Source organism: Amphritea sp. (assembly GCF_050300915.1).
Classification (GTDB): Bacteria; Pseudomonadota; Gammaproteobacteria; order Pseudomonadales; family Balneatricaceae; genus Amphritea.
The window spans coordinates 22,203-34,122 of record NZ_JBNKYN010000046.1; the positions used below are offsets into that span (position 1 = coordinate 22,203).

An 11,920-nucleotide genomic window follows, 5' to 3' on the forward strand; every position below is an offset into this window, starting at 1 on the left:
ACCCCTGTCGGTTTAAAGTGATAAATTCTGTAATTCGTCCGGTAGCTCTGCACCACCATCCGCTTCTGCCAGATACTCTTCACGGGTCGCCAGCCAGAGATCTTCGCTCCAGATCTCAAACTTATTACCCTGCCCCAGCAGAACAATCTTTTTATTCAGTCCGGCATACTCACGCAACGGCGCGGGCAACAGTAAACGCCCATTGCCATCCATATCAATATCAGTAGCATGGCCAATCAATAAGCGCTGAATACGGCGGGCTGCTGGGTTAAAACTGGGGAGCGCTTCAATCTTTTCCTGTATCACTTCCCATTCAGCCAGCGGGTACAACAACAAGCAGCGTTCTTCCGTATCAATCGTCGCAACCAGGTGCCCACAGCAATGCTCCGTGATTGCATCACGGTAGCGTGCCGGTATAGCCATGCGGCCTTTAGCATCCAGATTGATTGGATTGACACCACGAAACTGCAAAAAGTTCTCCCAAAAACCAAATTAACCCACATTTACCCACAATTTCCCACTAGTGCACACTATAGGAATTAACCCACTGGTTTGCAAGGGAGAAACTCCTCAGTAAAGCACTATAAAAAGCTGGATTATGAACCTGACGAATACAGTTTTTTCCTGCATCAGAGCACTAAAAAAAAACCGGAGATAAAACAGGGAGTTGAAACAAGAGACAATCAACAACTAAAGGATAGAGGCAACTTTCAGATGAAAGAAAAAGAAAAATACTCATCGCTAGCAGAGCATTCAATTCAAAGCCGCGCCACTGAAAGATCAGGAAGCCTGAACGGATTACCGGAACAGTAAAACAAAAACAAAAAGTCCAGAGATTTTTACAGCACTGCCAGGAACAAGCCTCCCTATCAAACTTATGGAATTTAAGAGATATGAGGATTATAAAATATAAAAATTTTTGGAGCTCGCCTATAAGCCCTGAACTTTCCTCAAGCGCTGTCGAGGACAACCTATCATGATGAGCTTATGGGATTTAGAAAATGTGTAGAATTCGCCGATAAGCCCCGAGCTTTCTTCAAGAGCTGTCGAGGACAATCATTCATCTGAGTTAAATAAGTGTAGAGTTCGCCGATAAGCCCCGAGCTTTTTGAAGAGTTGTCGAGGACAAGCGCTCATCTCAAGCTCATGGGGTTTAAGAGGTGCGGGTATTATGAGGTGTAAAAAATGTAGAGTTCGCCGATAAGCCGGGTTTTGTCGAGGACAATCATTCATCTAGGACCTGCGTCACCACAGGCCTCAAGCGACCTACCCGAATCCAGCATGGGCCATGCCTCATGGATTCCTATTTGGTCTTGCTCCAGGTGGGGTTTACCTTGCCGTGACGTGTTACCACGCACGCGGTGCGCTCTTACCGCACCCTTTCACCCTTACCGGCTTCCTGTAAACAGGAAACGTAGGCGGTTTGCTCTCTGCTGCACTTGCCGTAGGCTTTCGCCCCCCAGGCATTACCTGGCACCCTGCCCTATGGAGCCCGGACTTTCCTCCCCTCCCTTACAGGAGCAGCGATTGTCTGGCGAACTCTACGGCGCACAGGATACCAGCAAGCCCGCTATAAGCAAGCAGAACCGTGACGCAGGTGGGGATTATTTTCGATCCAGCGCCGCCTGATACATTACCTTCTTTTTGACACCGGTAATTTTTGCCGCCAGCGCCGCAGCCTGTTTCACGGAAAGCTCCTCAAGCAGGATATCCAACACCTCACTACTGCGAGGATCAAGCAGACTATCATCCTGTTGCGGCGCCCCCTCAACCATCAACACAAACTCTCCCTTGCGCTGATTAGGATCAGCCTCAACCTGCGCCAACACCTCTTCTGCTGTACCACTGAGAAAAGTTTCAAATGTCTTGGTTAGCTCCCGGGCTATTGCTATAGGGCGCTCAGCACCAAAGGCGGTCACGATATCTTTTAAGCTATCGATAATCCGGTGAGGCGACTCATAAAACATCAGCGTTCTGTTTTCAGCCGCCAGTGCACTATAAAAATTAACCCGCTGCTGCGACTTTGCCGGCGGAAAGCCCTCAAAGGCAAAACGATCGGACGGCACACCCGCAGCACAAAGCGCAGCAACCAGGGCACAACACCCGGGAAGTGGCACAACCCTGAATCCGGCAGCCCGGACTTCACGCACCAGAACAAAGCCGGGATCAGAGATCAGCGGCGTTCCCGCATCAGAAATCAGCGCAATATCATCCCCCTGCTGCAACTTTTCGATAATTTTTTGCTGCTGCTGGCGTTCATTATGGTCATGAACTGCTATCATCGGCGTCTTGATATTAAAATGTGACAGCAAACGTCCACTATGGCGGGTATCTTCAGCCGCAATTAATGCAACCGACTCCAGTATACGGAGCGCGCGCGGCGTCATATCTTCCAAATTGCCAATCGGCGTTGCGACTACATACAAAACTGCTTCGGACATCGGTATTCGAGCCATTTATAAATTCAGGGTGTGAAAGTATATGACGTTTCCAAGCCGCCTGTCTCTGCTACTGACCGCCAGCGTGACACTTTTTCTGGCAGGTTGTGGTTCCCAGCAGAGCAACATTGCCACACAGCGGTCTGACGACCCCATGCAGCAAGTCGCTGAGTTAATCCAGCAAGCAGAAACCGCTGCTCCCATAAAAGCCGCGCAACTGAAAGCAGAAGCGGCTCGTATTCTGATTATGCAGGATCGCCAGGAGGAAGCCTCCCGTCTGCTGGATGAGGTCGACATGCAGCTGCTGACCCCCGCCCTGCAGTTTGAGATATCTGAGCTGAAAGCCCGCACCGCGCTGGAACAACAGGACGGCCAGAGCGCCCTGCGCTATCTGCAACAGTTGCCACCCGAAACCACACACAACCTACCGGCAGAACAGCAGTATCAACTGGGCGAGATGCAGGCCGACGCCTACCGTTACCAGCAAGACACGCTCAGCGAGTTGCAACAACTGATTCAGCTCAGCAGTTACAGCCCCGCGGACAAGACTCAGGCACTGCACAACCGTATCTGGACCCTACTCACCCAGATTCCGACAGACCAGCTAAAACAGCTAAGCCTGCGACCTGATAACAGCTACTATCAGCAGGGCTGGTATGAACTGGCACTCAGCGCCGCCAACCCCCTGGACCTGAGTCAGCAAAACAAGCAGATGCAGCAGTGGGAGATCCTCTGGCAGTCGCATCCGGCACAACAGACCCCACCAGATGCTCTGCGGGCAATCACCGCCACTGACACCCTCAGCGCGGAGCATATTGCACTTTATTTGCCAATGAGCGGTAATCTGGAAAAACCGGCTGAAGCGATAACCACCGGCTTTATGACCGCTTACTACAATGCCGTCAAAGCAGGTAGAACCAATGCCAAAATCACCATGCTGGATTCCACCAAAATCAGCAATCCCGAACAGCTCTATCAGGTGGCGCAGGAACGAGGCATCGACCTGATCATTGGCCCATTACAGAAAGAGCTGGTAGAGAGTCTGATCAGCTTTGGTCCGGCCCCCATTCCAACGCTGACACTCAACACCACTCCCGGCCGCCAGCAAGCGAACGTCTATCAGTTCGGACTTGCGATTGAAGATGAAGCGATCCAGGCAGCTGAACAAGCATGGCAGGATCAGAAAAAACAGGTTCTGATCTACACCCCCGACACTGACTGGGGAGCTCGCTCAGCAATCGCCTTCAAGCAGCGCTTTACCGAACTCGGAGGCACCATCCTGGATAGCTTCACCTACAGTAACGATACCAACTACTCTGAACAGATAGCCACAATGCTAGGCACACAGAAGAGTAACGAGCGGGATACTCAGCTTAGCCGGATTATTGGCGAGCGACCCGAATTTGAAAGCCGCAGGCGGCAGGATGTGGATGCAATCTTCCTCTCCGCATTGCCGCAAACCGCCCGACAAATCAAACCCACACTGGCATTCCACTACGCAGGAAACATTCCGGTTTACGCAACGTCACAGATTTATACCGGCACGGAGTCAGCGATTGAGGATCAGGACCTCAACGGCATTCGCTTTGTCGCCACACCATGGCTGAGCGTCGCGCCGTCCACCACCCATCTGCAACTGGCACAGTTACGCGACGACACCAACAGCCGCTTTGGCCGCCTCTACGCACTGGGGATCGATGCTTTCGGTCTGTTTCCTTATCTTGCCCAACTATCCGCCTCCGCGTCTGCTAAGATAGAGGGCGAGACAGGATCACTCTCAATCGGCAAATACAATCAGATTGTACGCACCCTTAACTGGGTAACCTTCAAACAGGGAATCGCCCAGGCTGAAGGCGCAAACAACTAAACCCGGATAGAGTTAAGCATGGACAGACAGCAGATCGGCAGGGACGCCGAGCAGAGAGCATTGATCTACCTGAAGCAACAAGGCCTCACGCTAATCAGCCGTAATTATCACTGCCGCTTTGGCGAGATCGACCTGATTATGCAGGACCGTGAGCAACTGGTATTTATCGAAGTGCGCAGCAGGCGCCATAGCCACTGGGGTGGCGCAAGCCTCTCTGTCGATATATATAAACAGAAGAAATTAATAAAAACAGCCAGTTACTATCTCAGCCAGCAGAAAAGCAGTAACCTGCCAATATGTCGGTTTGATGTAATTGCTTTTGAAGCCAAACAGAATAACGGGAGTGGAGATTCCCGCCCTGTATGGTATAAAGACGCCTTCAGACCTGAAGCCACTTTCTGACAGGAGCACCGATGGTACTTCAAGACCGAGTTATTAGCCTGTTCCATAACAGCATGGAGGTTAATGCCCAAACCATCGAAGAATACACCCCACTGATCTCACATGCCGGAGAGCTGTTACTCAGCTGCCTGATGTCTGAAAACAAGATTCTCTGCTGCGGCAATGGGGGCAGCGCAGCATTATCACAACATTTCAGCAGCTTACTGATGAATCAGTTTCGCCATGAGCGGCCAGGCTTACCTGCCATCTGCCTCAGCGCCGATGGCGCAGCACTGACAGGTATCGCCCATGATGATCAGTTTAACGAAATCTTTTCTAAACAGATTCGCGCCCTCGGACAACCTGGCGACCTGCTACTTATCCTTTCAAATGATGGCCGCACGGCTAACCTGGTACAAGCAATTCAGGCAGCTCATGACCGGGATATGCTGGTAATTGCACTGACCGGGGGAACTAATGACAATATCCACTCTCTATTACTGCCGGACGAGGTCGAATTTTGCATACCCGCAGATGATCCTGCACTGATTTTTGGTGCTCAGACACTAATTCTGCACGCTCTATGCGACCTCATAGACTATCAACTTTTTGGCGGAGAATAACTGATGAAACGCATCGCTATCCTGATTATGGCGGGTATTTTAAGCAGCGGCTGTTCAACAATTGTCAGCAGCTTTAAAGAGGAGCCTATCAAGGAAAATCCAACTGACCGCACCACCGGCAGCTTTGTCGATGACGAGTTAATTGAGATCAAGTCTAACGTCAACATCAGCAAAGGCTCTACCGAGCTCAGCAGCAGCCATGTGAACGTCACCAGCTTTAACGGTATCGTCCTGCTGACTGGTCAGGTGGCTACCGAAGAGACTCGCATGGAAGCAGAACAGATTGTCAGCCAGGTGCGTAAAATTCGCCGTATCCACAACGAGCTGACTGTCGCCAGCCCAACCGCAACCCTGGCTCGTGCCAACGACACCTGGATCACCGCCAAGATCAAAGCCAATATGATCGGCGATAAACAAGTCGATGCAACGCAAATTAAAGTTGTCACTGAAAACGGCGTCGTCTATCTGATGGGCCTCGTCACCCGTGCCCAAGCAGATAATGCAGTACGGATTGTGCGCGGCGTCAATGGCATCCAAAAAATCGTGAAGATATTTGAATATATAGATTAGTTACAGCACCCAGCGCCGGCCCTGTGATAGTCGCAGGGTGCCGGCAATCAATAAACCGCACCTAATCACCTGACGAATGGTCGGTTCGCAAGCTCAGCAGCCCTCTACACCAAAGTTCAGCACTATTTAACCACCTTCAGCGAAGGACGCTTATTCGGTTTAGGCGCTTCCGGCGGTGGCGAATCATCCTCTGGCTGACCGTCATACAACGCTTCAACACCCGGCTCAGCCCCAAACCCCATCCCCTGACCATTTTCACGGGCGTAGATCGCCATCACCGCCACCATCGGCGCAAATACATTCATCGGCACACCGCCAAAGCGGGCATTAAAACTGACAGCATGGTTTTCAATCAGCAACCCCTGCACTGCAGATGGCGCTATATTCAGAACGATCTGCCCATCACTGATAAATTGCTGCGGCACCATCACACCCTGAATCTCGGCGTCAATCACCAGATGCGGTGTCCAGCCACTGTCCAGAATCCACTCATTCAACGCCCGGAGAAGATATCCACGACTCGATTGCATTACATACTCCAAAAAAAAGGATGAGTAATAACCCATCCTTTATCTATTAATATCACACGTCCAACTTCAGTCACGCATTTCGCGCTCTTCTTCAGACAGACTGATCTGGAATGCCTCACGCTCAAACAGGCGAGCCATATATTTAATCAGATCTTTACACTGAGCTTCCGGCAACTCGACACCCAGGATTTCCAGACGCCACAGCAACGGAGCAATACAGCAGTCAACCAGTGTAAACTCTTCACTCATGAAGTAGTCTTTTTCACCAAAGATAGGTGAAACAGCAACCAGACTGTCACGCAGCGCTTTACGGGCTTCATCAGCCTCATCAGCATCTTCTGCACTCAGAATTGTATCTGCCAGAGAACACCAGTCACGCTGAATACGATACATGAACAGACGGCTTTCAGCACGTGCGACAGGATAGACAGGTAGCAGCGGCGGATGAGGAAAACGCTCATCCAGATACTCCATCATCACATTTGGCTCGTACAATACCAACTCACGATCCAGAAGGGTCGGCAGGTTATTGTACGGATTCAGTGAAGCCAGATCCTCAGGCAAGTTATTTGGATCGCAATCATTGATCTCAACTGCAACACCCTTTTCTGCCAGAACGATACGTACCCGATGGCTGTAATGATCATTACCATCGGAGTAAAAAGTCATAGAAGAACGCTTGGCCACTACACCCATTAAATCACCCCGTTTCACATGTTCCATAAAAAAAATATACGCGGACCAACTAAATTGGACCGCGTATCGGTATTACTGACCGGCAGACGCTTAGTGAACGTCTTTCCAGTACTCTTTCTTCAGCGCGTAAGCAAAGAAGAAGAAGATAAACAGGAAGATCAGTACTTTATAACCAATAGCCTGTGACTCCAGCTTAACAGGGTTACCCATATAAGACATGTAGTTCACCAGGTCGTAGATTGTCTTGTCAAACTCTTCAGCAGACAGCGAACCCTTCTTAGCAATACTCAGACATCCACCCATCTGCAGACCTGTCAGAGGATCGATAGTCTTAACATGCTCAAGCAGCTCGGCTTTAGTACAGTGACTTACCTGCTCCCCCTGAAGACCTTCGAGAATGTTAGGCATACCTACATCCGGGAAGACAACGTTGTTAACACCCCATGGACGCGCAGGATCTTTGTAGAAACTGCGCAGGTATGTATACACCCAGTCTTCACCACGCAGACGGGTTTCCAGCGTCAGATCTGGCGGTGGATTACCAAACCATGCAGCAGCATCGGTTTTAACCATGGCATTGGTCATCTGCTCACCGACCTTGACATCACCAAAGATCAGATGTTCCTGAACCAACTCAGGCGGCATACCCAGATCTTCTGCAGAACGTGCATAACGCTGAAAACTGGCTGTATGACAACCCAAGCAGTAGTTTACAAAGGTCTTCATACCACGCTGTAGCGATTCTTTATTAGCAGGATCCGGAGTCATTTTATCCAGATGAGGTCCTGCAGTATTCGCACTGGCAACGACAGGCACCAGCACCAACATAATAGCGATAAAAAACTTTTTCATTAGCCTGTCACCCTTTCCGGTACCGGTTTAGTGCTTTCCATTCTGGTGTAGAACGGCATCAGGAAGAAGTATGCGAAATACAGTGCAGTACAGATCTGCGCTACCACAGTACGCTCAGGAGAAGATGGAACAACCCCAAGGTAACCCAGGATAACAAAGCTGATTGCAAAGATTACCAACCACAGTTTGCTCATCCAGCCTTTGTAGCGTATGGATTTAACCGGGCTACGGTCCAGCCAGGGCAGGACAAACAGGATAGCAATCGCACCACCCATTACCACAACGCCTGGGAACTGAGATGCTGCAATTGGTGGAATCGCACGCAACATGGCGTAGAACGGCGTGAAGTACCATACCGGCGCAATATGCGGCGGAGTTTTCAGCGGGTTAGCCGGTTCAAAGTTAGGCTGCTCAATAAAGTAACCGCCCATCTCCGGGAAGAAGAAGATGATCAGACAGAATACGAACAGGAATACCACCACACCGACAATGTCTTTAACAGTGTAGTAAGGGTGGAATGGGATACCGTCCAGAGGTACGCCGTTCTCATCCTTCTTCTCTTTAATTTCAATGCCATCAGGGTTGTTAGAGCCCACTTCGTGCAGCGCAATAATGTGCATGACAACCAGCGCCAGCAGGACGATTGGCAGTGCAACAACGTGCAGAGAGAAGAAACGGTTCAGGGTAATACCAGAGATCAGGTAGTCACCACGAATCCACTCAGCCAGATCCGGACCAATCACAGGTACCGCAGAGAACAGGGATACGATTACCTGCGCACCCCAGTAAGACATCTGACCCCATGGCAGCAGATAGCCCATAAAGGCTTCAGCCATCAGCGCTAGGTAGATCGTCATACCGAAGATCCACACCAGCTCGCGGGGCTTACGGTAAGAACCGTACAGCAGACCACGGAACATATGCAGATAAACCACAGCAAAGAATGCGGAAGCACCGGTAGAGTGCATGTAACGTAGCAACCAGCCATAATCCACATCACGCATGATGTACTCAACAGAAGCAAAAGCACCTTCTGCCGTTGGGTTATAGCTCATTGTCAGCCAGATACCAGTCAGTAGCTGGTTAACCAGAACCAATAGTGCCAGTGATCCAAAGAAGTACCAGAAGTTAAAGTTCTTCGGAGCATAGTATTTTGCTAAATGATCATCCCACATCGCTGTTAGCGGGAAACGATCATCGATCCAGCCCATGAAGCCTGGATTTCCTTTATTACGTGCGCCAGCCATTATGCAGTCTCCTGATCCACACCAACGATGATCACATTGTCGCTCTCATAATAATGAGGCGGGATCACCAGGTTAGTAGGTGCCGGAACACCCTTCATTACACGACCAGACAGGTCAAAACGGGAACCATGACATGGGCAGTAGAAACCACCAACCCAGTCCTCACCCAGATCTTCAGGTGCGATTTCAGGACGATAGGTCGGAGAGCAACCCAGATGGGTACAGATACCAACCATTACCGCGATATCCTCACGAATCGCCCGTGCATCAGTATGCGGTATATAATCTGGCTGCTGTGGCGCTTCTGACTTAGGATCAGCCAGTTTGTCATCAATTTTTGCCAGATTCGCAAGAGCTTCAGGTCCGCGACGAACAATCCATACAGGCTTGCCGCGCCACTTGACGATCATCTGCTGACCGACTTCCAGCTTGCTGATATCAGCCTTAACCGGGGCGCCAGCGGTTTTCGCCTTTGCACTCGGATACCATGAAGCCACGAACGGAACTGCTGCTCCTACGGCACCCACTGCCCCAACAGCAGAGGTGGCACCGATCAGGAGACGTCGCCGCCCCTTATTCACGCCGTCATTACTCATTAAGATTATCTCCCCTCACTCAACCTTCCAACCTCTGCCATATTGCAGCGCAGCAATTATCCGATTGCTCAGTAATGAATCCCGAATTAACGGATTTTTAAAATGGCACAAATAGTAATGAAATTCCCCCCCTCTTACAAGGCTAATTAGGGGTAAAACCTCCTTTTTACGCCTATAGTCGACCTACTCTTGACCTCACCCCAGACCACCACAATTGAAACCAAAAAAACGCCCGAACCATCTCTGGCGCGGGCGTTTCCTGGTACGATACAGGAACTGTATCGCCGCGAATTAACGCTTGGAGAATTGTGGTTTCTTACGTGCTTTACGCAGACCCACTTTCTTACGCTCAACTTCACGCGCATCACGGGTAACAAAACCAGCAGCACGCAGTTCAGCACGCAGAGTCTCATCGTATTCCATCAGCGCACGGGTGATGCCATGACGGATTGCACCAGCCTGACCAAAACCACCACCACCTTTAACGGTAATGTAAACATCAAACTTTTCAGCGTTACCAGTCAGGTTCAGAGGCTGACGAACGATCATGCGAGCAGTTTCGCGACCGAAATAAACATCAAGCTCACGCTGGTTAACGGTGATTTTACCTGTACCTGGACGCAAAAATACACGCGCAGTAGAGGACTTACGACGGCCTGTGCCGTAATACTGAGTTGTAGACATATTGACCTGCCCCTTAGACGTTCAGTTCTTGTGGCTGTTGAGCCGCATGCGGATGTTCTGCACCAGCGTACACTTTCATCTTAGTGTACATAGCACGACCCAGGGGACCTTTAGGTAGCATACCTTTAACGGCCAGTTCGATGGTGCGTGTTGGATGAGTTTCAACCATCTTCTCGAAAGAAGTTTCACGCAGACCACCTGGGTAACCGGTGTGGCGATAGTACATTTTGTCCTTACGCTTGTTACCAGTTACGTTAACTTTCTCAGCGTTGATAACGATGATGTAATCACCAGTGTCAACGTGAGGAGTGTATTCTGCTTTATGCTTGCCACGCAGACGACGAGCGATTTCAGTAGCCATACGACCCAGAGTTTTACCCTCAGCGTCGATAACATACCAGTCGCGTTTAACCTCTGCAGGCTTTGCGCTTAATGTAGTCATGATAATTTACCTATACATCAGTCTGATTACCGCGAAACCAAAGGGCTCGCAATGCTCGACGACCTTATAATTATTGGTTGCAAACCTTGATTTACAACGTCATAAATCCCCGGACCTATCCGAAGGAGCGCGGATTATACTGCAAGTTAAAAAAGATGCCAATAAAAAAAGCGGTTTCTGTCTAGAACGCGAAACGCAGTTGCTAGTTGTTAGAACGCGACTGCGTCGCTTGCCAGAAAAAGAAAAAACAAAACCTGTAATTTCACCTGGGAGCAACATCAGTACACTGCAGTTCTTCCCGTCGCACTTAACTGGAAAACCCAAACACAACTGCGACCTTAAAGAACACACAAAATAAGCCTTTACAGGCAACTTTTTTCAAGCAAGTCGCGCAGCGACGTCTGACAACTGCTCTTAAGCCCGATGTTCTTTCGCCAGATATTCGTGAGACTGCATCTCTAACAATCGACTCTGAGTTCGCTGGATCTCAAACTCCAGTCGACCTTCGCTGTATATCTCATGTATAGAGGTTTGCGCTGAAAGAATCAGTTTCACCCCACTGTCATAAAACTCATCAACCAGATTCACAAAGCGGCGGGCTGCATCATCATTACTCCGCCCCAACTGGGGCACGTTACTGATCAATACCGCATGGAAGATCTTACCCAACTCAATATAGTCATTCTGACTACGGGGACCTTCACAAAGCTCCTTGAAATCAAACCAGACAACATCTTCACAACAACGACGTGCTTTAATATCCCGGCCATTAATCTCGACAGGACAGTTTTCAACCACCTCTTCAATGTCAGGCACCAGGCTTTCAAAACTGGTATTCAAACTAATATCTGCTGCACTATCGAGTGGATAGTGATACAGCTCTGCCTGTTCAAGCGTTCGCAAACGGTAGTCGACACCACTATCCACATTCACAACATCAGTAAACTTATTCAACATATCGATAGCCGGCAGGAAGCGGGCCCGCTGCACACCA

The 11,920-nt window shown here is 49.8% G+C and carries 14 protein-coding genes and 1 other RNA gene; 4 read left to right on the forward strand and 11 right to left on the reverse strand.

Going from position 1 to position 11,920, the window contains the following annotated elements:
• Positions 1–12: 12 nt before the first annotated feature.
• The 3 genes from mraZ to rsmI form a co-directional block, all read right to left on the reverse strand.
• Positions 13–471 (reverse strand): division/cell wall cluster transcriptional repressor MraZ, encoded by a 459-nt coding sequence (gene mraZ / locus ACQY8X_RS12980; protein WP_428035563.1) that lies wholly within the window; start codon positions 469–471, stop codon positions 13–15.
• Positions 472–1,185: 714 nt separating this feature from the next.
• Positions 1,186–1,543: RNase P RNA component class A (rnpB, locus tag ACQY8X_RS12985), an RNA gene on the reverse strand.
• A gap of 61 nt (positions 1,544–1,604) precedes the next feature.
• Positions 1,605–2,441 carry a 16S rRNA (cytidine(1402)-2'-O)-methyltransferase gene (rsmI, locus tag ACQY8X_RS12990; RefSeq protein ID WP_428035564.1) on the reverse strand — a complete coding sequence of 279 codons (837 nt, stop codon included), beginning with the start codon at positions 2,439–2,441 and terminating at the stop codon, positions 1,605–1,607.
• A 40-nt stretch (positions 2,442–2,481) separates the two neighbouring features.
• On the opposite strand from rsmI, the gene ACQY8X_RS12995 reads away from it, so the two are divergent.
• From ACQY8X_RS12995 to ACQY8X_RS13010, 4 genes are read left to right on the forward strand one after another with little or no spacing between them, the layout of a single operon-like run.
• Positions 2,482–4,305 (forward strand): penicillin-binding protein activator, encoded by a 1,824-nt coding sequence (locus ACQY8X_RS12995; protein ID WP_428035565.1) that lies wholly within the window; start codon positions 2,482–2,484, stop codon positions 4,303–4,305.
• An 18-nt stretch (positions 4,306–4,323) separates the two neighbouring features.
• Positions 4,324–4,707: a YraN family protein gene (locus tag ACQY8X_RS13000; protein WP_428035566.1), complete on the forward strand. Its 384-nt coding sequence runs from the start codon at positions 4,324–4,326 to the stop codon at positions 4,705–4,707.
• 11 nt (positions 4,708–4,718) lie between these two features.
• A complete protein-coding gene (locus ACQY8X_RS13005; RefSeq protein WP_428035567.1) occupies positions 4,719–5,309 on the forward strand; it encodes an SIS domain-containing protein in 591 nt (196 codons plus the stop codon).
• A 3-nt stretch (positions 5,310–5,312) separates the two neighbouring features.
• Positions 5,313–5,879, forward strand: a complete 567-nt coding sequence (locus tag ACQY8X_RS13010; RefSeq protein WP_428035568.1) for a BON domain-containing protein — start codon at positions 5,313–5,315, stop codon at positions 5,877–5,879.
• Positions 5,880–6,001: 122 nt separating this feature from the next.
• On the opposite strand, the gene ACQY8X_RS13015 is transcribed toward ACQY8X_RS13010, so the two are convergent.
• From ACQY8X_RS13015 to zapE, 8 genes are all read right to left on the reverse strand, one after another.
• Complete coding sequence (locus ACQY8X_RS13015) at positions 6,002–6,409, reverse strand: ClpXP protease specificity-enhancing factor (RefSeq protein ID WP_428035569.1); 408 nt, start codon at positions 6,407–6,409, stop codon at positions 6,002–6,004.
• 66 nt (positions 6,410–6,475) lie between these two features.
• Complete coding sequence (gene sspA, locus ACQY8X_RS13020; RefSeq protein WP_428035570.1) at positions 6,476–7,105, reverse strand: stringent starvation protein SspA; 630 nt, start codon at positions 7,103–7,105, stop codon at positions 6,476–6,478.
• Between the two features lie 90 nt (positions 7,106–7,195).
• Entirely contained in the window at positions 7,196–7,957 is a 762-nt protein-coding gene (locus tag ACQY8X_RS13025) for a cytochrome c1 (protein WP_428035571.1), read from the reverse strand.
• Complete coding sequence (locus ACQY8X_RS13030; protein ID WP_428035572.1) at positions 7,957–9,204, reverse strand: cytochrome b; 1,248 nt, start codon at positions 9,202–9,204, stop codon at positions 7,957–7,959. The genes ACQY8X_RS13025 and ACQY8X_RS13030 overlap by 1 nt, the downstream gene beginning before the upstream one ends.
• Complete coding sequence (petA, locus tag ACQY8X_RS13035) at positions 9,204–9,800, reverse strand: ubiquinol-cytochrome c reductase iron-sulfur subunit (RefSeq protein ID WP_428035573.1); 597 nt, start codon at positions 9,798–9,800, stop codon at positions 9,204–9,206. Before petA ends, ACQY8X_RS13030 begins: the two co-directional genes overlap by 1 nt.
• 291 nt (positions 9,801–10,091) lie before the next feature.
• On the reverse strand, positions 10,092–10,484 hold the full coding sequence (gene rpsI / locus ACQY8X_RS13040) for a 30S ribosomal protein S9 (RefSeq protein ID WP_428035574.1): 393 nt from the start codon (positions 10,482–10,484) through the stop codon (positions 10,092–10,094).
• A gap of 13 nt (positions 10,485–10,497) precedes the next feature.
• Positions 10,498–10,926 (reverse strand): 50S ribosomal protein L13, encoded by a 429-nt coding sequence (gene rplM, locus ACQY8X_RS13045; RefSeq protein WP_428035575.1) that lies wholly within the window; start codon positions 10,924–10,926, stop codon positions 10,498–10,500.
• A gap of 414 nt (positions 10,927–11,340) precedes the next feature.
• Positions 11,341–11,920: cell division protein ZapE (zapE, locus tag ACQY8X_RS13050; RefSeq protein WP_428035576.1), on the reverse strand; the 580-nt coding region annotated here is incomplete at its 5' end.